Source organism: Rhodococcus sp. RS1C4 (genome assembly GCF_002258225.1).
Classification (GTDB): Bacteria; Actinomycetota; Actinomycetes; order Mycobacteriales; family Mycobacteriaceae; genus Rhodococcoides; species Rhodococcoides fascians_E.
In genome coordinates, this window is record NZ_NOXZ01000030.1 from 1 (window position 1) to 23,664 (window position 23,664).

The following is a 23,664-nucleotide window of genomic DNA, read 5'->3' on the forward strand; positions in this document are numbered from 1 at the left end:
TTCGCCGTCGTTCGGGTGCACGTTCGCCAATTTCGTGCCGGTGGTGCAACGCGCGCAGGACGTCATCGGCGTCGGCGACGAGTACCGAGGCATCAACGTCTCCGCTGCGTTCGTCAACCCGAAGGGCCGCTACCTTCCCAACCAGGACGAGCCGCGTCTGTTCGACGATCGCGGACCGCGCTGCTACACCCCGGCGGACACTGCTGCCGGCGAGTTCTTCCCGCAGTACCCAGGCGGATCGGCGAACGACGGTTCCTACCAGGTGCCGTCGAGGAACCCCGGACCGCAGGATGTTCCGGAACTGCCTGCGCCGCAGTACTCGCCGCTGCCGGGCATTGTCGAGCAGACGCCGGTGTCCTACGCGGGCTCGGATTTCGAACGTGACACGCTCGCCGTGATCTACGGCGGGGCAACGGGAACCGCTCCGGAGGACGTTCCTTCCTGGGTGACTTCGGCGGGGGCGCCGGCTTTGAGGGGTGTGGAGGTGACCATCAAATGAGGGGGCTACTCGCACCGCTCGTCAAACTGATCGTGTTCGCTGTCGTCACGATTCTGGCAACAGGCACGTTGGCGTTCTCGATCGCGAACATCTCCGGAGGCGGGGGACAGACGTTCAGCGCGATCTTCAGTGACGTCGCATCGCTCAACAAGGGCGACGAGGTGCGCATCGCCGGTGTGCGCGTCGGTGACGTCAAGAACATCGAGATCGTCAACGAGCGCGAGGCCAAGGTCGAGTTCTCGGTCGACGGCCGGGATTACCTGCCTGCCTCGGCGACAGCCAACCTCCGTTACCGAAACCTCGTCGGGCAGCGGTACATCGCCATCGAACAGGGTGCGGGCGACCAGGGCGGCAAGATCAACCCCGGTGAGACCATCCCGTTGAGCCAGACCAAGCCCGCCGTCAACCTCACGACGCTGTTCGACGGCTTCCGGCCGCTGTTCCAGACCTTGAGTGCCGACGACGTGAACAAGCTGTCCTACCAGATCATCCAGGTGTTCCAGGGTGAGTCCGGAACGATCAGCGAACTCGTTCGCAGTACCGCGAGCTTGACTAACACGGTCGCGGACAAGGACGCGGTGATCGGTGCCGTCATCACCAACCTGAACACGGTGCTGCAGACGGTCAACCAGAACGACGACCAGTTGGATTCTCTGATCACCAACACGCAGGCGCTGGTGTCGGGACTGTCCTCCGACCGCGACGTCGTCGGATCCGCCGTCACGTCACTCGCCGGTCTGACGGATGCCACCGCGGATCTGCTCGAACCGACGAGGCCGTCCATCCAGGGCTCGATCGCCGCGTTGAACACTTTGGCGACCACGCTGAACAATCGTGAAGCGGAGGTCACCGCGGTCATCCAGACCCTGCCGAAGAAACTCGACAAACTGATCAGGACGGCCCAGCAGGGTTCGTGGTTCACGTTCTACCTGTGCGGCATCGACATTCAGGCGGGGCCTGGAACGTCACCCAACCTGAACTTGCCGACAGGGCTTCCGACGGTGAATCAACCGCTCTACACCAACGCGGCCGAGCGTTGCAAAGCTGGGGGGATCAAGGAATGAAAAAGCGTAGCCCGCTCGTGGCCGGCGCGCTCGGCATCATGATCGTGCTTCTGGCTACCGTGTCGGTGTTCTTTCTGGACAAGCTGCCGATCCTGGGAGCCGGTTCGACGTACACGGCGCAGTTCAAGGAAGCCGCCGGGCTCAAGCCCGGCAACGAAGTGAGAATCGCGGGTGTCAAGGTAGGGCAGGTCGATTCCGTCGAGCTCGACGGCGACAGAGTCAACGTCGACTTCCGTGTGCAGGACGCGTGGGTGGGCAACAACTCGTCGGCGTCCATCCAGATCAAGACCGTCCTCGGACAGAAGTACCTGGCCATCGATCCTCGCGGTGACGACGTGCTCAAGCCGAAGGACCCGATTCCGTTGGAGCGCACAACTTCTCCGTACGACGTGATCGACGCGTTCTCCGATGCTGCGTCCACGATCGAGGACATCGACACCACGCAGTTGGCGTCGAGCTTCGAAACGTTGTCGCAGGCGTTCTCCGAGACGCCGGCAGACATCCGTGCCTCGCTCGACGGTGTCAGCCGGTTGTCGCAGACCATTGCGAGCCGCGACGCCGAACTGCAGAGGCTGTTCGAGGCGACGGGGCAGACTTCGAAGGTGCTGGCGGACAGGAACGAACAGTTCACCAGGCTCATCGCCGATGCAGGGCCTTTGCTGGAAGAGCTGAACAACCGCCAGCAGGCGATCTCTCAGCTGCTCAGCGGAACCAGGCGGCTGTCGACGGAACTGACCGGCTTGGTCCGCGACAACGAAGAGCAGATCACTCCGATGCTCGAACAACTGAACGGCGTGATCGACATCCTCAACGAGAACAACGAGGCCGTCGAGCGCGGTCTGCAGCTGTACTCACCGTTCGTGCGCCTGTACGCGAACGTGGTCGGTAACGGCCGCTGGCTCGACATCACCTTGGCGAACCTCACGCCTCCTGGTCTGCCGTTGATCCCCGGCTACCGTCAGCCCGCGCGTGATCTGGGAGGCAACTGATGACCGACAGCACAGCTGACGGAACCACGGAGAACACCAAGAAGACCGGTGGCTCCCGCGCAGTCATCGCAGGCGTCGTCATCGCAGCGCTGGTGATCGCGGGCGGCCTCTGGTGGCTGTTCACCCGTGCGGGTTCGACCGACATCACGGCGTACTTCGACAAGTCCGTCGGTATCTACGAAGGTTCCGACGTTCGTGTCCTCGGTGTCGCAGTCGGCGAAGTCACCTCGGTCGTGCCGCAGGGCGACCAGGTCGAGGTGAAGATGCGCGTCGAGCGCGGCGTCGACATTCCGGCCGATGTGAGAGCGGCGCAGATCACGCCGTCCTTGGTGTCGGATCGCTACGTTCAGCTCGCACCCGCCTACTCGGGTGGGGAGAAGATGTCGGGCGACGCGGTGATTCCGCGTGACCGGACCGCAACCCCGGTCGAGGTGGACCAGATCTACGCCAGCATCGACGAGCTGTCCAACGCACTCGGACCCAACGGTGCCAACGCGAACGGGGCGCTGACCGATCTGGTCGACACCGGCGCCGCGAACCTCGACGGCAACGGCGAAGCGCTGGGCAACACCATCACTCAGCTCTCCGAGGCGTCGCGGACACTCAGCGACTCCCGCGGCGACCTGTTCGACACGGTCAAGAACCTGCAGACGTTCGTCTCGGCCCTCGCGGCCAACGACGCCCAGGTACGCGAGTTCAACGACCAGCTGTCCGATCTCACCGGATTCCTCGACGGGGAGCGGGAGAATCTTGGGGCGGCACTGAATCAGCTGTCGATCGCCCTGGGCGACGTGGCGGGATTCGTGGCGGACAACCGGGATCAGTTGGTGCGGGCGGCCGACGGACTGGTGCAGCCCACTCAGGCACTGTCGGACAATCGCGAGCAGTTGGTGGAGACATTGACGATTCTGCCGCTCGCGATCAGCAATCTCGTCAACTCCTACGATGCCGAGTCGGGCACTCTGGCCTCACGTGCCAACCTGCAGAACGAGACCCAGGACCCGCTCGGAACGGTGTGCCGTCTGATCGACCTCGGCAAGTTGGTTCCGGGCGACCCGAGATTCGAACAGCTCGGTGCCCAGATACAACCGATCATCGACCGGTGTGGCGAGATCACGACGTTGATCCAGGGGCCGGTTCGCGATTCCGGGCTGGTGCTGCCGTTCGGCGTACTGACCAACGACACCCAACAGGGCGACGTCGTGCCGGGAACGGTGCCCGGTGTCGTGTCGCCGAGGCTCGGCGAGAACAACACTCTGCCAGGACTGCAGGAATCGCTTGGAGGGGGACAGTGAGCGCGTCGATGAGAACGTGGATTTCGTCGAAACGGTCGTTGACGTCCGTCGTCGGTGCAGCTGTCGTGGTCATGTCGGCCACGGCGTGCTCGCAGGGCGTCTACGGAATTCCACTGCCCGGTGGTGCGGATGTCGGCAGCAATCCGATCCGTCTGACCATTCAGTTCCAGGACGTTCTCGATCTGGTTCCCCAGTCGACCGTGAAGGTCGACGGTGTCGAGGTCGGTCGAGTCGACTCGATCAGCGTTCCGGACGGTGAGTGGACCGCGAACGTCGGCGTCATCGTCAACGATTCGACGGACCTGCCTGCCAACGCGACTGCGGCGGTGGAGCAGACGTCGATCCTCGGCGAGAAGTTCATTCAGCTGTCGGTACCCGCCGGTGACGCGGATCCGCAGAAGCTGAAGGACGGCGACACCATCCCGCTGGACCGGACCCGCGTGACGACGAACATCGAACAGGTCCTCGGTGCCCTGTCGTTGGTCCTCAACGGCGGTGGCGTCGGGCAACTCGCTCCGATCGTGAAGGAGCTCAACGCGGCCTTCTCCGGTCGCGAGGGCACCACGAAGAGTCTTCTCCAGGAAGCGAACACACTGATCGGTGGGCTCGAGGAGCAGCGCGACGACATCACCCGTGCACTCGACGGTCTCGATCTTCTGACCACGCAGGTCAGCGGTCAGACCGAGAAGATCGACCGAGTCCTGCAGGACCTGCCGATCGCGACGGAGGTCCTCGAACAGCAGCGTCCGCAGCTGACGCAGATGCTCGGCCAGCTCGACAGGCTCGGCAGCGTCGGAACGGACGTGATCAATCAGTCGAAGGACAATTTGATCGCGGACCTGCGTGCGTTGCGTCCGACACTGCAGGCGCTCGCGGCGTCGGGTGACGACATCGTGACCACGCTGCCGCTGATCCCGACGCTGCCGTTCCCCGACGGTATCGAGGAGATCACCCAGGGCAACTCGGCCAACCTGTACCTCTCGCTCGATCTGTCGATCGGCACCGCTCTGCGCAACTTCGGTGTCGGAGAGGGAGATCCGGTCTACATCCCGCCGAAGTACGGCGACACGCTCCCACTCGTGGATCCGTCGAACCCGTACTACAACGGAAACGGTCCACGACCGGGGTGGCCCACGATCTCGCTGCTGCCGTTGCCCCCGATCATTCCCAACCCGTCGCCTCCTCCCGGGGTACCGGTAGCGCCCGGGGCCGAACCGGACGAGGGTGAGACCGGCGCGCCGCTCACTCCGTTCGAGCCCTTGAACGATCTGCTCGAACAACTCGGAGGTGGGCTGTGAGATCGCGGCTGGTGAAGGTGCAGCTCATCTTCTTCGTCATCGTCGCTGTCGTGGGCGTTGTCTACGTCGGTGGAAAATACGTGCGGCTCGACAATCTGCTCGGCTTCGGCCAGTACAGCGTGACCGGCCAGTTCGCTGATTCCGGCGGTATCTTCACCAACGCCGAGGTCACGTACCGCGGCGTGCCGGTCGGCACCGTCGGCGCGCTGTCGTTGACCAACGACGGCATCGACGTGGAACTGTTGCTGGACAACGGCGGTCCGCAGATTCCGTCGTCGGCGCGCGCGGTCGTGGCCAACCGCTCGGCCATCGGTGAGCAGTACGTCGATCTACAGCCGACGAGCGACGAAGGTCCGTATCTCGAGAACGGTTCGACCATCGCGACGGCGGACACGCAGACACCGGTGCCCGTCGAGAACGTCCTCGCCAGCACGGATCAGCTCGTCAAGACCGTGCCGCTGGAGAACCTGACGACGGTCGTCCGAGAGCTCGGGGCGGCGTTCGACGGAAAGGGCGACGATCTGCAGGTGCTCGTCGACTCGCTCGGTGCGTTGTCCGAGACAGGCAACGAAGCACTGCCGCAGACACTCGCTCTGATTCGGGACAGCCGTACCGTGTTGGACACGCAGTCCGAGCAGTCGTCGGCCATCCGGCAGTTCAGCACGGATCTGGCGTCGGTGACCGCGCAGCTGCGCAGCAACGATCCGGACATCCGGAGATTGATCAACACCGGGACCGCAGCGAGCGATCAGGTCGGTGCGTTGATCAACGAAGGCGGTGGGTCCTTGACGACGGATCTGACCAACCTGCGCAACGTGTTCGAGCTGGCTGCTCCTCGCACTCTGGCGCTCAAGCCTCTGCTGATCTTCCTGCCTGCCCTGGCGTCCGGTGCGCAGACGCTTGTCCCGGGCGACGGCACGATTCACCAGGGTCTGCTTCTCGAGACGAACAATCCGCCTCCGTGCACGTTGGGTTACGAAGGTTCACAGGCGATTCTGGACGAGGAGAAGGCGAAGAATCCCAACTTCGACCTGACCGAGGAGAACTACCCGCTGAATCTCGACGCGAACTGCACGACACCGCAGGGCAGCGTCACCGGCGTTCGTAGTGCCAACCGGATCGTGTTCGCGGACCCCGAAACCCCGCAGCCGTGGGACAGCAAGCCCAAGGTGGATCCGGACAAGCTCAACCTGAATCCGATCGCCTCACAGCTCGCTCCCCTGATCGGAGTCACTCCGAAGTAACTGTGCACAGTCGTATCGTGGTCGTCGGCGGTGGATCTGCGGAAACCGAGCAGATTCACCGCCGTTTCGTGTTCCACGGTTTCACCGGCGTCGTCGATGCCGGTGTTACCGAAGAGTAAGGTTGAAGTGTGACGTCAAACACCGAAGCTGCACCACCGCAGCCGAAGAAGACACCGCGGCCGAAGAACAAGTCCCGGCCGGTCCTCGTAGCCCTGTCCATCGTCGCCGTGGTGGCCCTGGCGGCCTGCGTATGGTTCGGGATCGGATGGAAGAACGCGTGGGACGAGAAGGCGATCGCGGACACTCGCGATTCGGCGCTGAACGACGCACGTCAGGCCGCGATCAATCTCAGTACCGTCGACTCCGCCGACATGGACGGGTCGCTGGATCTGATGCTCACCTCGGTGACGGGCGATCAGATGACCAGCTATCTCGAGGAGACCAAGAAGGCCGTCACGGACGAGCAGCGCAATTCCGGCCGGAAGATCACTGCCGAGGTACTCGACGCGACCATCACGGAACTGAACGTCGACGACCGGACGGCTGCCGCGATCGCGATCGTCGCGAACAACACGTCGGGGCCGGACGGATTCACCGAACGCACTCGCAGCGTCATGCGGATGTACCTCGAGGACGTCGACGGAACGTGGAAGGTCAACAACCTTCTGCCCGTCGGAGACCGAGTGCCGCTCAACCCCGTCGATGCACCGACCGATCCGGGCGCGCAGCAGCCCGCACCGAACGCAGGTGCCCCGGACTCAGGTAGCCCGGAGACAGGCACTCCCGCTCCCGATGCCGGAACCACAGACCCGAGCGCGACGCCTCCCTCCGGCGAGCCCGCGCCCGCTGATTCAGGCGCGTCCGAAGGTCCGTAGCCGAGGCTGCACCTTCCGCCCGCCCGCACATGTTCGAGTCAGGAGTACTTCAGTGCCCCCACAACGTCGCAAGATAGTCCCACCCGTCACCACCAGCAAGGTCCGTAAGAAGGTTGCGGGAACCAACCGCATGCCCGCCGATTCCAGCGCACCGGACTCGAGTGCTGTCGACTCGGGTGCTGTGGATTCGAGTGCGGTGGATTCGAGTGCGCCCGACACTGCGCATCCCGAAGGCCCCTCGTCTGCTGAGCCTGCGACAGTCTCCATCTCGAAGCCGTCGAAGCAGAAGGCTTCGGTAGCTGATACTCCTGGAGCCGAGACGCCCGAATCATCGAAGGCGCCTGGAGCTGAGGTATCCGAGGAAGGCTCACCCCAGGAAGGCTCACCCCAGACAGGCTCACTTGGGGGACAGCCGGCCGGTCGGACCAACTGGCTGCCGACGATCGTGGTCGGTGCTGTTGCTGCGTTGTTGGTTGCGTTCGCGGCGGTTGCCGCGCTGAAGCCCGGTACCGAGGTGGACAACGCCGCGTGGGTCGATCAGGGCGAGACATCCGAGGTGACGCGAGCGGCGTCGGACGCTCTGGTCGGGTTGTACAGGTACAACTTCGCGACGATCGACGCCGATATCGCGGCCGGGCTCGAGAAGATGACGCCAGCGTTCCGCGAGGAGTCGCAGAAGTTCATCGAGGAGATCAAGTCGACGGCGAACGAGACGCAGACGGCAACGGACGTCGACGTTCTCGACATCGGTGTCGTGCGTCTGCAGGACGACAAGGCCGAGCTCTTCGCCAACGTCAACGTGAGTGCGACGAGTGCCGGTGTCGCGTCGGGGAACGTCGTGTTCCCGCTCATCGCCAATATGGAGAAGATCGACGGGCAGTGGCTGTTGTCGGCGACGCAGGACAAGTGATCCGGTGTGATTTGGCCGACACGACGCTGAGTCGGCCACGCAGATAAACCGACTGTAGATGCGGTTTTTCGTTTCGAATCAGTAGTAAGGGTATTTTCACAGGCTAACTTCGGTCCTCTCGGCAGCTACCATCGCGCTTGCGTCCCACCACGGGGCGAGCTCTGGTTGCGCGAGAACGCCTCCCGGCAGCTCGTGCCACCGGAGGCGGTTTCGCGAGAACACGGAGCTCACATGACCGACCTTTCTTTTCGTCCGTCCACCACGCGTCAGGCGACCGGCCGCGACGGGTTTGCGGAGAACGTCAACCCCGAGTTGTACCGACTCCTGTCGGCGGTGGACGTGGACATCGAGTACGTGTCCGGTAAAGGGACCGAGCTGCTCGACGCGTCGGGTCGTACGCACCTCGATTTCGCCGGCGCGTACGGAGCCCTCCCGTTCGGGCACAACCCCGAGAACATCTGGCGAGCAATGGATGCCGTGCGACATTCCGGGGAAGCAGTGTTCGTCCAACCGTCGGTGTTGTATCCAGCGGGCGAACTCGCCCGCCGCCTCGTCTCCGTCGCACCCGCCGGTCTGACGCGGGTGACGTTCGTCAACAGCGGCGCCGAGGCGATGGAGGTGGTCATCAAGATCGCGCGCGCCGCGACGGGACGCCTGGGTATCCTCAGCACGACGAACAGCTTCCACGGCAAGACGCTCGGCGCACTTTCCGCCACGGGAAACATCAAGTACCAGGCTGGATTCGGTGCTCCGGTCCAGGGATTCGACTCCGTTCCGTTCGGTGACGCGGACGCGCTCGAGGCCGCACTGGTCGCTGCACCAGGGCAGTTCGCGGCGTTCGTCGTCGAGCCCATTCAAGGTGAGGGCGGCGTCGTCGTGCCTCCCGACGGTTACCTGACGCGTGTGCGCGAGATCTGCACCGAGCACGGGGTTCTACTGGCACTCGACGAGGTGCAGACCGGTTTGGGCCGTACGGGCACGATGTTCGCGTGTGAGCGAGAAGGCGTCGTACCCGATGTTCTCGCTCTGGCCAAAGCGCTGGGGGGTGGAGTGCTGCCGAGCGGGGCGGTGTTGAGCAAGCCCGAGTGGATGGGGGAAAGCTTCGCTCTGCGGCACACGTCGACGTTCGCGGGCAACGCGTTGACGGCGAGGGTCGGCATCGCGGTGCTCGACGAGCTCGCCGCGGACGGCGGTGCTGTGATCTCGCGAGTGCAGGAAGTGGGGGATCTGCTTGCTCGTGAACTGAGGAGGCTCGCTGCCGAGTATCCGACGGTGGTGTCGGATGTGCGTGGTCGTGGCTTGCTGTTGGGTGTCGAGCTCACCGACGACATCAACTTCGTGGGGAGGCAATCCATTCTGGGTTCGGTTGCGGATCAGGAGAACCTGGCGGTGATGATGTCCTCGTACCTGTCGCAGGTGGAGGGTATTCGGCTGGCGCCCACGATGTTCGGGGCGCGGGTGCTGCGGGTGGAACCGCCGCTGACGGTCACCGAGTCCGAATGCATGCGTCTGGTCGAGGCACTCGGTCGCGCGTGCGCGTTCGCGGCGGCAGGGGACCTCGCCGGTCTGATCGGTCATCTGGTCGGACGGAATCGGTCCGGTGGTTCTGTGGCACGGACCGAAGCGGGTCGCTCCGGAAGTACCGTGGGCGCACGGCTCCCGCACACTCCGGTGCAGTCCGGTGACAGCCGGTTCGGGTTCGTCGCTCATCCGCTGGATCTGAGCATCTTCGAGGCCTTCGATCCGTCGCTCGCCGAGTTCTCGCACCCCGAACGTGCGGAGCTCCTGGAGAGGTTCTCCTCGGCGACATCGGAACTGAAGCCTGCGTCGTACATCATCGGTAGCGGGAGGATCGTGACCGAGCACGACGGCGCAGCCCACGGCAACTTGATCGGGCTTCCCTTCACGTCGAAGGGACTGCTGACGCTGCCGCCACACGCTGCGGTAGCAGCAGTCGGTGCTGCGGCGAACCTCGCGTTCGAGCGAGGTGCCACCGTCGTCGGGCTGGGCGGATACTCGTCGGTGGTCACGGCGAACGGGCTGGCGCTCGGCTCGATGGCGGGCGTTCTCACCACCGGAAATTCGTTCACGGCGGCAGCCAGTATCCGTGCGGTGCACCGAGTGTGCGCGGAACGCGGTATCGATCTCGGGGTGGTTCGGGTGACCGTTCTGGGGGCGGCCGGTGCCATCGGTAGGACCATCGCGCGTGCCTTGGCGCCCGACGTCGGCGCGATCGCCCTGGTCGGGCGGCCCGGTGAGCAGGGGCGCGTCGCGCCGAAACTGTGGGACGCAGCGGGGGAGATAGTCGACGCCGCTCGAGGTGGGGCAGGTGCGCTCGCCGCGGCGGCGGACGGGCGGAGCGTGGACGATCTCGTGGCCGGCGGGCACATCGAGTTCTTCGACGATCCGGCCGCCGGGGTTGCTCGTGCGCAGGTGGTCATCGCTGCGACGTCGGCGCCGCACTCGTTGATCGATGCCGCCGATCTGGGACCCGACGCCATCGTCTGCGATGTGGCGCAGCCCCCGAACATCCCGCACGACGTCGGCCTCACTCGGCCCGATGTGACGGTCTTCGACGGTGGCATCGTCTCGATGCCCGCGGGGTCGGATTTCGGTCTGACGTTCGGCCTCGCGCCGGGGCTGACCTACGCGTGCATGGCGGAGACGATGCTGCTGTCGTTGTCCGGCGAATTCGAACTGCGAAGTATCGGAACAGCGTTGAACGGCGCGAACGTTCGACGTCTGGGCGTGCTGGCGGATCGGTACGGGTTCGAACTCGCGGAGTCCACGCGGTGGCGCGAAGGGCAGTGACCGGGCACTGGCACCGGACTCGGTACTGACGTCCCGGCAGGAGCCTGCGGAACCCGGTGACGGAGTTCCGCAGGCCCTGGCGGCGTCACGGCGGACGCGGCTACGGCCGTGCGCTCGGACGGCGATTCATGCGGTGGACTTCAGGCCCGCCCGGACCGATGGTGTCCGTTCCGACTTCCTCGAACCCCATCGCTGTCCAGAAGTGGATGTTGCCCTGTTTGCAGATCCCGAATGTCGTTCGGCCCTCGCGGTCGACCCGCTCGAAGAAGGATCGCGACAGTGCCGCGCCCAGCCCGGATCGGTGGAGCGTCGGCTCGACCCCGAGATACACCCACAGCACCGCGTCGTCGTCGGGCGCCCCGGCGTCGAGCATCTTGTCCATGTGCATTCCTGCTCGGACACCACTGCGCATGGCCCACAACAATTGTGGACCGGCAATCAGGTTTCGCCACCACTCGGGCGACGCGTCGTGCGGATGCCACAAGCTGACCCCGACTATCTTCCCGCCGAGCACTGCAAGCTCTGCACCTCCCGAGGGTAGGTAGCGGTGCCTGATCAGCGCCGACATCATCCGTCGCTGCATCTTCGGCCGCCGAGCGTCCTTCGGGAAGAAGTAACTGCTCACAGGGTCGTCGGATTGGAAGGCGCGTGCCATCAGGTCGGACATCTCGCGAATGTCGGTTCTCTGTGCGGCTCTGATCTCGACCGTGCTGACTTCAACCGGCATGTTCGATGTCCTTTTCCAGTGGTGTGTCCGGGGGAGTGTCGCGCGGAGGAGGTTTCGGGTGCAGCCACCAGTTCGCCTCACCCATCAACGCAACGAGGGCGGGGACCAGGAGCATGCGAACGACCGTCGCATCGATGATCAGCCCGACGATGACGCCTATTCCGAGCAGTCGCATCATCGACAGTTCCGACAGCGAGAACGCCGCGGTGACGGTGATGAGCAGCAGGGCGGCGGCCGTGACCACTCGGCCGGTGCGTGCAGTGCCGATACGGACCGCGTCACGGGTGGACTCGCCTCGATCGTGTGCTTCGACCATGCGGGAGAGCAGAAATATCTCGTAGTCTGTCGAGAGCCCGAAGACGACTGCGAGAACGAGAATGCTCATCGTTGCCTGCAGGGGTCCTGGTGTGACGCCGAGAAGTTCTGCGCCGTGACCGTCGTGGAAGATCCAGGTCAGGACACCGAACGTCGCGGCAAGGCTGACCATCGCCATGGCGATCGCTTTGACGGACAGTACGATCGAGCGGAACGCGGCGGTGGTGACGACGAAGGTCGACGCGATCATGATCGCGAACATCCAGGGGATCGTGTCCTCGATGGCGGCGATACCGTCCTGACTCAGCGCGGTGGGGCCGCCGAGGAATATTCGGGTACCGTCCGGCACGGGAAGGTCGCGCAGTGACTCCACCGCGGCGAGTGCACCCTCCGTTCGGTCGGGGGAGGACAGGATGGCTCGCACGACTGCGTAGTCTCCGGTCGAACCCCCTGGGGCCGCGGCCGCGAATCCGTCGAGCGCGCCGATGTCGTTCGTGATCCGTTGGACCGCACGAGGGTCGGGCGCGCCGCCGTCGGTGGACCGGACCATCACGGTGACCCCGGAGTTGGCGAGCGGGAATTCCGTGAACAGAGCGTCGGTCGCGATCCGCGCCGGTGAATCCGACGGAAGCCCCCGGTGGTCGAGATCGCCCAGGGCGACACCGAAGACCGGCGCGCTGAGCAGGGCGAGCAACGCGAGGATGGTGCCGGCGACGATCACCGGCCGCTTCATGACCGAGGTCGCCACCGCGCCCCAGAACCGTTCGGCGCGTTCGTCTCCGCGTTCGACGGCACCCGTCCGCCAACTCAACGAGTCGATCCGAGGACCGAGAAGCGCAAGCGCGGCAGGAAGTGCGGTGAGCGAGACGAACGCAGCGGCGGCCACGGCTGCCATGCCTCCGAAACCGAGCGACCTGATCATCGCCTGCGGAAATATCAGCATCCCGACGAATCCACACACCAGCAGCAAACCGGAGAAGGCGACGGTCCGACCGGCGGTGGACATGGTCGCTCGGACCGCGTCCGGGGTGGTCGACCCGCGCCGCAGCTCTTCCCGGAAGCGAGTGAGTACGAACAGGCTGTAGTCCACCGCCATACCCAGACTCACGAGGGTGGCGATGTTGGTGGCGAACACGCTCACCTCGGTGAAGGACGTCAGAATGCGCATCGCGGCCAGCGATGCGAGGATGCCCAGACCGCCGATGCACAGCGGAACAGCCGCCGCCGTCACCCCGCCGAAGATGATCAACAACAGCACCATCAGCACCGGGAAAGTGATGAGCTCGGCACGGATGAGGTCGGCGCGAGCCTCGGCGTTGTAGGCGTCGATGATGGTCGAGAAGCCGCCGAACTGAATCTCCACGCCGTCGATCGCGCGTTCATCCTTGATGCTCAGGTACGTCTTGACGCGGTGATCCTCGCTGCCGTTCAGCGTCAGCACGGCGATTGCCGAGTTTCGGTCGAACGACCTCAGGCCCTGCTGGAAGGCCGGCGCGATGTTCCAGTACGTCGTGGGAGGGCGTGTCAGCAGAGCCGGGTCGATGGCGGCGAGGTCGGCCGCGACGTCGTCGCCGATCTCGTCGATCGACCGCCCGTCTCGTGGGGTGTACAGAACGACGACGTCGGGAATCGTTCGTCCGAACTGCGCGTCCACGATGCCGTCGACGCGGGCCGCCTCGCTCGACGGATCCGAGTATCCACCGAGGCTGAGGTCCTCGATGACGCCGATACCCCAGACGCCGGCGGCGACGATCACGACGACACACGTGGCAACCACTGCTCTGGCGTGACCGATAACGAACTCCAGCAAAGGTTTACGAGCCGAAGGGGCGCTTCGCGGGCTCTCACGGTTCGATGAATCCTGGGTCAACGGCCGTCCTGTTCGATGCGAGAACGCGAAGCGAATGGATGAAAGACGTGTTCGATCACAGCAGAGGATCTTCTTCGATGTTGCCGTGACCCTACACCGATAGTTCTGCTCCGTCGAGACTGTCGGATCGACGCACGCGAGGTTAGGATACCGCTCGACTCTTCGGCGCATGGGAGCCGCTGAAGTCGTTCCCCCGCTTGTATTTTCGGCGCCATCTCTGGTCAAGAATTCAACTTCTGTCGAGCGAACGGACACTCGTGAACATGCACCCAGTCGTCAGCGTCACCGTCGGTCATTTCGCCGACGCAGTGCCGCCGCGCATCGTCGACAATGCCGAACTGTGCGCCACGCTCGACACCGACGCGGGGTGGATCGAAGAGCGCACCGGAATCCTGTCCAGGCGATTCCTCGACTCCTCGCTCGCCGCATCCGATCTCGCCCTCGATGCTGCCCGAAAGGCGCTGCGCTCCAGCGGATCGGCGGCCGCAGACATCGACGCAATCGTGCTGGCGACCGCCAACCCGGATCAACCGTTCCCCTCCACGGCCCTGACCGTCGCGCAGGCACTGGGAGCAACTCGGGCCGTGCCGATCGACCTCACCGCAGCCGCGTGCTCCGGTGGACTGCTGGCCATCGAAGTCGCGTCGTCGATGATCGGACTCCGCTACCGCACCATCCTCGTGCTCGCCGTGGAGGTGTTCTCCCGGCAGACCGACCCGAACGACCGAACCACCCGAATATTCTTCGGCGACGCCGCCGGAGCTGCCGTGGTGACCGCGGCCCCGGCGTCGGAACGCGGTATCAGGTCGGTGGTTCTGTCGTCCGAACTCGACATGTCCGTCGGGATACGCGCGGGTGGTTCGCGCCGTCCGGCCGACGCCGGTGCAATGATGCGCGGTGAGCAGTACATCTACATGGACGGGCCCCGGGTCTGGAAACTGGCCACGACACTGCTACCCGAGGTGGTGCGGCAGGCAGTGTCCGACGCGGGAATGCCGTTGTCCGACATCGACAATTTTTGCTTTCATCAAGCGAATCGGAACATCGTGCACGACGTCATGGACACCCTCGGGGTCGACCGATCACGCGCGCCGATCACACTTGATCGGCTCGGAAACACCGGTGCCGCCAGTATTTTCACCGTGCTGGCGTATCTCGAGCGGGAGGGACGGACGCTACCCGGCCACACGACCGTCATCGCGACGATCGGGGCCGGGTTCATCTGGGGTGCGATGGTCGTCGTCCACTGAGCTGCTTCGGTCACATCCTGTCGAGTACGGACGCCACCGTTGTCAACGCGGTGTCGATCTGCTGCTCGGTGTGCTCGCTGGAGACGAACAGACGCAGCCTCTCCTCTCCCAGCGGCACCGATGGGTACGTGATCGAGTTGACGTTGACTCCTGCCTCGAGAAGCGACACTCCGGCCAGAACTGCCTTCTGAGTGTCTCCGACGATGATCGGCAGAATCGGCGTTCCCTCGGCGAGCCCGGTGCGAAGACCCAGGCGCTGTGCGTGATCGAAGGCATACCGTGCGCGCGCATGCAGGCGAGCAATGCGTTCGGGTTCGGCATCGATGACGTCGAGGGCCGCGGACGCCGCGGCAATCGAGGCCGGGGCTGGTGCCGTGGCGAACATGCTCAGCCCGGGGGCCGAGTACTTGAATGCGCGGATCAGTTCTCGGCTGCCGGCGAGGAACCCGCCGACGCTGCCGAGCGCCTTGGACATCGTCCCCATCCACACGTCGACGGCGTCGCCCGGCAAACCGTACAGGTCCCGGATGCCGTGACCGTGCTCCCCGAGCACACCGAATGCGTGTGCCTCGTCGATCATGACCCCGCAGTCGTATTTGCGCGCGACGTCGACGAGTTGCGGAAGAAGCGCGACGTCACCGTCCATGCTGTAGTGACTTTCGAGAATCACCAGGGCACGCTCGAAGCTGTTCCTCGACATCTTCAGGATCGCTTCGAGCGCCGCTGGATCGTTGTGGCGGAACGTTATCCGTCGGGTTCCTGCCCACTCGGTGCCGGAGACGATGCTGCTGTGCACGAGGGCATCGCACACGGCCAGGTCGCCCTTCCCGAGCAAATACCCCACCGCTGCCGCGTTCGTCAGGTATCCGCTGGTGGTGATCACCGCGTCGTCGACGTCGTAGATGTTCGCGATCCTCGACTCGAAGTCCGCGTACAGCGGGATCTGGCCGGACACGATCCGGCTGGCGGACACCGACGTGCCGTACTCGTCGATCGCGGCCTTCGCCGCCTCCGCCACTCGGTCGTCGTTTCCGAGGCCCAGGTAATTGAACGCTCCGAAGTTGATCATGTCGCGACCCTGCTGCCGAATGGTCGCGCCGCTCTTGCCGTGGTGTTCCAGGTACAGCGGATTGGTGACACCCAACGACTCGAACATCGAGTCCACTCCGTCGAACTGCGCAACCGTGGACACGATGTCCGGATGGTCGAGCAATCCGCGTCCACGAACCTTCGGTGCCGGCGTGGCAGGACGTGGCGCCGTCGGTCGCTGCGGGGGAGCCGGGCTGGAGGCGTCGTCGACCTGGACCGTCGAATACCCACTGCGAGAGAGAAGTTGACGTGCAATCTCCCGTGCTTCTTCGGTCATGTCAGACGGCTCCGGACGTGTCGGTCGTGGCCAGTACGGGTTCGGCATCGGCAGGCGCGGGGATCACGTCGGTGACCACCGTGTCCGTTCCGCGTGCGTGGTCCGGGACGCCTACTTGGACGACGGTGGGGTCCGCCTCGGCAGGGGCTGTTGCAACCGGGTGTGCAACAGTCCGGTCCTCGCCGTGGGCTCGTGCGGTCAGTCCTGCGGCGAGCTTTCCTCCGATGGCGGCGAGGCCGAGCCCACGACCGAACTCCAGTACCGACAGTTCCAGCCCGACGGTCTTGCCCACGCGGGCCGCGAACTCGACGGCCATCAGCGAATCGAGCCCGAGCTCGGGCAACGGTGTCTGCACGTCGACTGCCTCGGCGTCGATGCCCATCACCAACGCCAGTTGCTCGGCCAGGATGAACGTCAGCACGTCGGCGCGTTGGTCCTCGGGTAGCGCGAGAATTTCGGCGTGCAGCGCGGTGATGCCCGACCCGCCGGTGCTCGCTGCGGCGATGTGCGCCGCGAAACGCGGAATGGTCACCGACGCCGGATTGGCGATTCCCCACTGCTCCCAGTCGATTCCGACGAGAGCGACGTGCGGAACGTCGAACGTCAGAGCCTCGCGTAGCAGGAGCGTCGCGTCGTCCATGTCGATGTTCTTGAAGCCCAGCATGTCCAGATACCGCACCACTTCCTGTTTGGCCTCGGCCATGCCACCGCCCGCCATCGATCCCCAGCTGACGGTGAACGCCGCCTTTCCGCGCCGGCGCCGAGTCCACGCCAACGCGTCGAGCACCGAGTTGGCGGCCGAGTACGACACCTGCGGCGCACCACCGGTGAGGCTGCTCATCGACGAGAACATGACGAACACCGACGGGTCGGCGCCTGCCTCGTCCAGTGCGCGGTCGAGGTTCACGGCGCCGGTCACCTTGGGCAGGAAGATGCTGCGCAGGGAGTCGTCGGTGATGTCGTTGACGGCGTAGTTGTCGACGAGGCCTGCCGTGTGGAAGACACCCGCGATCGCGACACCGCGTGCGTGTACTCGTTCGATCAGTCCGAGAACCGAGGCGTAGTCGGAGATGTCGAGCAGTTCTTCCCCGACCGTCACGCCCTGCGCGGCGAACTCGGCGAGCGTCTGCTTGGCGCGGGCGGTGGTGGCACCGCTGCGGCCGACGAGCACCAGATCACGTGCGCCCTCGGCGACGAGCCATCTGGCCACGGCGGTTCCGAAGGCTCCGAAGCCGCCGGTGATCACGTACGACGCCGCCGGATCGATGTCGACGGTGGGGATCTGCGGCCGTACGACGGGCGCATCGTCGTCCAGCGACAACACCACACGTCCGGTGTGCGAGGACCGGACGACCGACTCGAAGGCGTCGCCGACTCGGTCCATCGGGAACGTCGTGTACGGCAACGGTGCGTAGTCACCGGCCGACATCTTGTCCAGAACCTCGCGGGTCACCTGCCGGGCCAGGTCGGGTTTGTGCTCGAACATCCGGTCCATGTCGACGGCGTAGAAGGTCAGGTTCCGGTCGAACGGTTTCAGATCCATGACGCCACCGAAGTAGATGTCGGCCTTGCCGATCTCCACGATCCGGGCGAATTCACCTGCCACGTTCAGGTTCTGCGCCATGATCTCGCCGGGGGAGGAGTTGAAGACCACGTCGACACCCCGGCCGTCGGTGAGGGCCATGACCTCGTCCGAATAGTTCAGGGATCTCGACGCCAACACGTCGTCGGCGCCGGCATCCCGTGCGACCGCGCGGCGCTCCTCGGTGCCCGCCGTGGCGATCACGCGGGCTCCCATCAGTTTCGCGACCTGGACGGCGGCGAGCCCCATTCCGCCCGACGCGCCGTGGACGAGCACCGTCTCACCGGGCAGAACGCGTGCAAGGTGCACCAATCCGTATTGTGCGCACAGGAACGGCAGTATCGACGAGCACCAGCCGGTTTCCCAGTCCGACGGAATGGGCATCGTCCCGCCTTCGTCGATGCCGACGGTGACGTACCGACGCATCATGTTTCGAGCGCACACACCCATGTGGTCGCCCGGGGACACCTCGGTGACTCCAGGCCCGACCCGGGTGACGATGCCTGCGCCTTCGAGCCCGAGCGTGGTCCCGAAGTACGTTCCGGCCAGTTCCTTGTCGGTGAGGACGCCCATGACCTTCAGCGGATCCTTGTAGTTCACCCCGACCGCTTCCATCCTGACCTCGATCTCACCTGGACCGGGATCGCGACGAGCATGGGCACGGAAAGTGAGGTCGGACAGCAGTTTCGACGCAGGCACCTCGATTGCGAACGATTGCTCCGGATCGCGCACGACCGTCGGCTGATCGCGAACTGCGAGATGCTCGTCGGCGTTGCTCTTCAGAGTCACCACCCATCGTGACCCTTGCCGGAGAGCGACCTCGTCGACGACGTCGTTCTGGAACGGACCGAACGCGAACGTCTCGGTCGTGATGTCCGACAACGGTGTCGACGGCTCGGTGTCGACGAAACGCCATGCTGCCGGCGACTGTTCGTTGCGCAGCGACCTGCGTGCCCCGACGAGTCCCGCGTGCGCGAGATCGGCGCCCTCGGTGTCGCCCGGCATGCAGAACGCTCGCTCGGTGACGATGACGGCCGACACCGATCCGGGATCCGTCGCAGGACCGGTCTCGTCGCCGTAGATCGCGATGTGCACGGCGCGAGCCGCGACGAGTGCCGAGCCGACGGCGGATGCCGGATCGGTGAACGCCCCCGCGACCGCGACGACGGTGGCCCGGTCGACGCCCGGTGTGGCCAACCCTGCGCGGAGAGCGGCCACGATGTCATCCACCGGCGTCACTGCGGCGTCGAGAACGATCGACGACGGTCGGGATGCGGCGATCGCGTCGGCGCGCGTGCGGGTTGTCTCGGTGGGGTCACCGAGGGTGAGGACGAGGGCGAAATCGCGCGCCGCCTCGTTGCGGATCGCCGCCGAGTCCCGGTTGTCCCGCAACTCCCACACCGGCTCGTAGAACACCTTCGACAGGCGAGCATGCAGCGACTGCGGGGGAGCGATGGGCCGGAACTCGACGTTGCCGAGCGTGACGGCCGCGCGTCCCTCGGAGTCGGTCACGGCGATGTCGGCACGCATGGGCTCCGTGCTGGTCCTCGTGACGACGACGGTCGCGTCGTCCGGAACCGGCCCGTATCGCCTGACCGTTCCCACCGAGAACGGGACGACGGCCCCCGACGGCCCAGTGGCCAGCGTCGCGACGCACTGCAGCGCGGTGTCCAGGACGGCGGGATGCACGAGGTGGCCCGAGCCTGCGTGGCGCCCGGCGTCGATGGAGGCGACGACGGTGTCCTTGCCGATGCGCGCGGACCTGATTCCCTGGAATGCCGGCCCGTACCGCAGCCCCGCCGACGCAAGCAGCGGATACAGCACGTCGCCGGTGATCTCGGTAGCGGTCTCCTCGATCTCCGACGCCACGAACGGAGCGTCGAAGTGCCCTTCGACGAGCCGCCCGGTTGCGTTGATCGTCCACGCCGAGTCGGTCGCCGACCTGGACCGAATGACGAAGCGCCTGGTGCTGTTCTCGACGGCCACTTCGAGCACGGGCACGTCGTGCTTGTCGACGACGAGTGGCGCGACGAACTCGACGTGTTCGAGGCCGACTTCCTGACGCCCGGACCGGACTGCGGCGGCGCTCATCGCCGCGTCGAGGTAGGCGGTACCCGGGAGAAGCACGAGTCCGTCGACGACGTGGTCCTGTAGCCACGGCAGTTGCGACACGGCGAGTTCCGCGTGCCATTCCGACGACAGTGCCGAGGTCCGGTCACCGAGCATCGGATACAGAGTGTCGGTTCCCATCCGGTCCGCGACGGTCTTCTCGTCCTCGTGCCAGACGCGCGACTTCTGCCACGGGTAGGCGGGAAGCGGCACGTGCGGCGACGGTTCGGTCCTGCCGCCGACGAACGAGCCGGCCGCGTACAGCGCGGACACCGCCGTGATCATCGACTCGGCGTCGCTCTGCTTGCGAACGAGCGTGCCGATGGACGTGCCGGGATCACCGGTGCGGATCAGGATCTCGCGGATGTTGCCGGACAGGACTGGATGCGGACCGACCTCGAGGAACACCCGGTGGCCCCGACCGATCAACGCAGTTACTGTGTCGGCGAACCGCACCGGCTTGCGCACGTTGTCCACCCAGTACCCGGCGTCCCAGCTCGCGTCGGTGACCTCGCCGGCAGTGACGGTGGAGAACAGCGTCAGGTCGGGTTGCCGCGGGTCGATCGACGCCAGGCTGCCGGCGACGTCGTCGAGAATCGGATCCATCAGATGACTGTGGTACGGCACCTCGACCTGCAGACGTTTGGCGAAGAACCCTCCCTCGGTGAGGCTTTCGGCCAACTCGGTCAGGTGCTCGGCGTCACCGGCCAACGTCACCGCGGTAGGACTGTTGATCGCTGCGATCGACACGTGCTCCACCATGTCCTTGCCTGCTTCGGCGAGGTAGGCCAACGCGTCGGCCTCGGACAGGCCGACCGCCAACATCGACCCCGTCCCTGCGGTCGTCGCCTGCAGCCTGGCGCGATGGCAGCTGACCAGCAACGCGTCGTGCAGGCTGAGGGCACCGCTGACGTATGCCGCACTCACCTCGCCCACGCTGTGCCCGACGACCGTCTCCGGTTCGATACCCGACGCTCTCAGCTCCGCGACCAGAGACACCTGGACGAGGAAGTTGGCGGGCTGCGCTACCTCGGTGTTGGTCACCCGTGAGTGTTCCTCGTCGCGGCTCAGCTCCTCGATGATCGACCACCCCGCGATCTCGATGAACGCGTCGTCGACGATGCTCGCCGTGCGCGCGAACTCTCCGCCTGCCAGCAGTAGTTCACGAGCCATGCCCCACCACTGCGGACCCATACCGCTGAACACGAAGACCGGCGCGCGTCCGCCGGCATCCACGACGTGGGACGTCTGCCCGGTCCCGGACGCGACGTCCCGAAGCTTCGTCGTCAGATCCTGCGCGTCGGTGTAGTGCACCGAGGTGCGGACGGGATGGTGGGCACGCCTGGTCCAGGCAGCCGCGGTGAACGCCTCGAGCGCGTCGTCGGAGCCGTCGCGTCGGTCCAGAGCGTCGGCGAGGGAGGCCGCGACGGCACGGACTGCGGCATCGGTGCGCGCCGAGAGCGGAAAGATCCGGACCGGGCGAGACGCGGTCCGGGTCGATGGGGCGGCCGACGGGGCGGCGGGAGCGGCGTCCATCAGCACGTGAGCATTGGTCCCGCCGTAGCCGAAACCGTTGATCGCGACGATGCGGCGGTCGTACTCCTCGGGAAACGGCTCGGCCTCGGTGGGGATACGAATTGCCAGTTCGTCGAACGGAATTGCCGGATTCAGTGTGTCCAGCCACGCTTGAGGAACGATGGTGCGGTGGTGCAGGGACAGTGCACTCTTGATGAGACCGGCGATGCCCGCTGCGGCCTCCGTGTGCCCGATCGACGCCTTGACGGACCCGACGACCAGTGGCGTCGTCCGACCGGGAACCGACCCGTACGCACCACCGAGTGCTTCGATCTCGAGCGGATCACCGACGGACGTGCCGGTTCCGTGCGCCTCGACGTATCCGACCTGTGCTGGGTCGATGCCTGCTTCGGCGCAGACCCGCTCGGCCAGTGCCCGCTGGGACACGGGATTGGGGACGGGAATGGCGATGGTGCGACCGTCCTGGTTGACGCCCGATCCCCGAATGACCGAGTAGATTCGGTCGCCGTCGGCGATCGCGTCGGCGAGCGGGCGGAGCAGCACCATGCCCGCGCCCTCGCCGCGGCCGTAACCGTCCGCGGCGGCGTCGAACGATTTGGAACGGCCGTCGAACGCGAGGAATCTGCCCTTGCACATCGAAATGAACGTTTCCGGCCTGATCATCGTGTTGGCGCCGCCGACGAGAGCCATCGTGCATTCACCACGGTCGAGCGCGCGCACGGCCTCGTGCACCGCGACCAGCGACGACGAACACGCGGTGTCGATCGTCATCGACGGTCCCACCAGATCCAGCGCGTAGGAAATACGGTTGGACAACAGCGTGTGCGACGAACTGGTCGCGCTGTGTGCATTGATGAAGGCTCTGCCCATCTGCGAACCCCGCAGTCCCGCAGAGTCGTTGGTGAAACCGCCGACGTACACACCGATCGATTCACCCGACACCCGTCCGGCATGGCCGGCGTCGTCGAGAGCCTCCCACGCGACCTCGAGCAGCAACCGTTGCTGCGGATCGGTGACCGCAGCCTCACGCGGAGAGATGCCGAAGAACTCCGGATCGAAATCCCACAGCGACTGCGTCAGAAAACCGCCCTTGCGCGTGTACATGCGGCCTGGAGCATCCGGATCGGGGTCGTAGAACCTGTCCGCATTCCACCTGTCCGCAGGAATGTCCACGATGCCGTCGCCCTTGGAGACCATGAAGTCCCAGAAACTCTGCCCATCGTGAACTCCGCCCGGGAACCTGCAACCGATACCGACAATCGCAATCTCGACCATGATTCTCCCCCGATACAGTGTCGACCAGACCATGGACGGCTCCCGAGAGCGCACGGACAACACCCGCACCCCCGAACAGACGCCCCCCGAAACGCCGTCGAGCACGGAGAACGCCGTCGATGTGCGGTCCGATCTCCGTGCTGGGTGAAATATAAGCAGACTCCACCGACAACCGCCATAGGGAAATCAATTGCGAGCGCGCGGTCTTCGCTGTCTCAATGACCGATGACAAGGTCCAGTTTTCAACAGTGTGTCCCGAACCCCGGTCGGGAGTGTTCTACGGTCGCGAACGACGAAAACTTGTGATGGTGAGCATTTTTCGATAACTGGGCGCGGAACCATCTGTCGTTCAGTGGATTTCCAGCTTTCCCCTCCGCGTGCCCCGGCGCCCTGGTTTACCGGACCGAACGTGGCGTTCGGTCACTTGGAGTGACTGAACGGCACGTTCGGTCACTCCGAGGGTGCACATGTGCCGCGTGATCGAGCGGGGAGTGTCGGTCGGATGGTGTGCATGTGTCGGCGGCAGGTGGCCGGGTCGGCATTTCCGACGAGTCCGACTCGTGCCCCCGGGGGAGCGAACGTGGCGTTCGGTCACTTGGAGTGACCGAACGTCACGTTCGGTCAGGCGTCGGCGGGCGGGGCTGAATTC

General features: G+C 65.3%; 14 protein-coding genes. 10 read left to right on the forward strand and 4 right to left on the reverse strand.

All coding sequences use genetic code 11. From position 1 onward, the window contains the following. From CH289_RS14965 to CH289_RS15005, 9 genes are all read left to right on the forward strand, one after another. On the forward strand, window positions 1-499 hold a 499-nt coding region (locus CH289_RS14965), incomplete at its 5' end, for an MCE family protein (RefSeq protein ID WP_179276810.1). After that, complete coding sequence (locus CH289_RS14970; protein WP_019665551.1) at window positions 496-1,563, forward strand: MCE family protein; 1,068 nt, start codon at window positions 496-498, stop codon at window positions 1,561-1,563. The genes CH289_RS14965 and CH289_RS14970, both read left to right, overlap by 4 nt. After that, a complete protein-coding gene (locus tag CH289_RS14975; protein WP_019665550.1) occupies window positions 1,560-2,552 on the forward strand; it encodes an MCE family protein in 993 nt (330 codons plus the stop codon). The genes CH289_RS14970 and CH289_RS14975 overlap by 4 nt, the downstream gene beginning before the upstream one ends. Beyond that, window positions 2,552-3,847: an MCE family protein gene (locus CH289_RS14980; RefSeq protein WP_019665549.1), complete on the forward strand. Its 1,296-nt coding sequence runs from the start codon at window positions 2,552-2,554 to the stop codon at window positions 3,845-3,847. The genes CH289_RS14975 and CH289_RS14980 overlap by 1 nt, the downstream gene beginning before the upstream one ends. Window positions 3,848-3,855: 8 nt before the next feature. Continuing rightward, window positions 3,856-5,145 carry an MCE family protein gene (locus CH289_RS14985; RefSeq protein WP_179276811.1) on the forward strand — a complete coding sequence of 430 codons (1,290 nt, stop codon included), beginning with the start codon at window positions 3,856-3,858 and terminating at the stop codon, window positions 5,143-5,145. Next, window positions 5,142-6,389 carry an MCE family protein gene (locus tag CH289_RS14990; RefSeq protein WP_019665547.1) on the forward strand — a complete coding sequence of 416 codons (1,248 nt, stop codon included), beginning with the start codon at window positions 5,142-5,144 and terminating at the stop codon, window positions 6,387-6,389. The genes CH289_RS14985 and CH289_RS14990 overlap by 4 nt, the downstream gene beginning before the upstream one ends. A gap of 128 nt (window positions 6,390-6,517) precedes the next feature. Further along, window positions 6,518-7,264: a hypothetical protein gene (locus tag CH289_RS14995; protein ID WP_094728100.1), complete on the forward strand. Its 747-nt coding sequence runs from the start codon at window positions 6,518-6,520 to the stop codon at window positions 7,262-7,264. Between the two features lie 52 nt (window positions 7,265-7,316). Next, window positions 7,317-8,174, forward strand: coding sequence for a hypothetical protein (locus CH289_RS15000; protein ID WP_019665544.1), 858 nt, complete (start codon window positions 7,317-7,319; stop codon window positions 8,172-8,174). A 231-nt stretch (window positions 8,175-8,405) separates the two neighbouring features. Further along, window positions 8,406-10,985, forward strand: a complete 2,580-nt coding sequence (locus tag CH289_RS15005) for an aminotransferase class III-fold pyridoxal phosphate-dependent enzyme (RefSeq protein ID WP_019665543.1) — start codon at window positions 8,406-8,408, stop codon at window positions 10,983-10,985. A gap of 100 nt (window positions 10,986-11,085) precedes the next feature. Here CH289_RS15005 and CH289_RS15010 read toward each other — a convergent pair whose 3' ends face one another. Together CH289_RS15010 and CH289_RS15015 are read right to left on the reverse strand one after the other, a co-directional pair. After that, a complete protein-coding gene (locus CH289_RS15010; protein ID WP_019665542.1) occupies window positions 11,086-11,712 on the reverse strand; it encodes an N-acetyltransferase in 627 nt (208 codons plus the stop codon). Next, on the reverse strand, window positions 11,702-13,804 hold the full coding sequence (locus tag CH289_RS15015; protein WP_019665541.1) for an MMPL family transporter: 2,103 nt from the start codon (window positions 13,802-13,804) through the stop codon (window positions 11,702-11,704). The genes CH289_RS15010 and CH289_RS15015 overlap by 11 nt, the downstream gene beginning before the upstream one ends. A 356-nt stretch (window positions 13,805-14,160) precedes the next feature. On the opposite strand from CH289_RS15015, the gene CH289_RS15020 reads away from it, so the two are divergent. Then, the gene (locus CH289_RS15020; RefSeq protein WP_230620900.1) at window positions 14,161-15,147 is read left to right on the forward strand and encodes a 3-oxoacyl-ACP synthase III family protein; all 987 of its coding nucleotides are present in this window, start codon (window positions 14,161-14,163) and stop codon (window positions 15,145-15,147) included. Between the two features lie 10 nt (window positions 15,148-15,157). On the opposite strand, the gene CH289_RS15025 is transcribed toward CH289_RS15020, so the two are convergent. Beyond that, on the reverse strand, window positions 15,158-16,513 hold the full coding sequence (locus CH289_RS15025; RefSeq protein WP_019665539.1) for an aminotransferase class I/II-fold pyridoxal phosphate-dependent enzyme: 1,356 nt from the start codon (window positions 16,511-16,513) through the stop codon (window positions 15,158-15,160). 1 nt (window position 16,514) lies between these two features. Next, window positions 16,515-23,015: a type I polyketide synthase gene (locus tag CH289_RS15030; RefSeq protein WP_094728101.1), complete on the reverse strand. Its 6,501-nt coding sequence runs from the start codon at window positions 23,013-23,015 to the stop codon at window positions 16,515-16,517. Window positions 23,016-23,664: the final 649 nt, after the last annotated feature.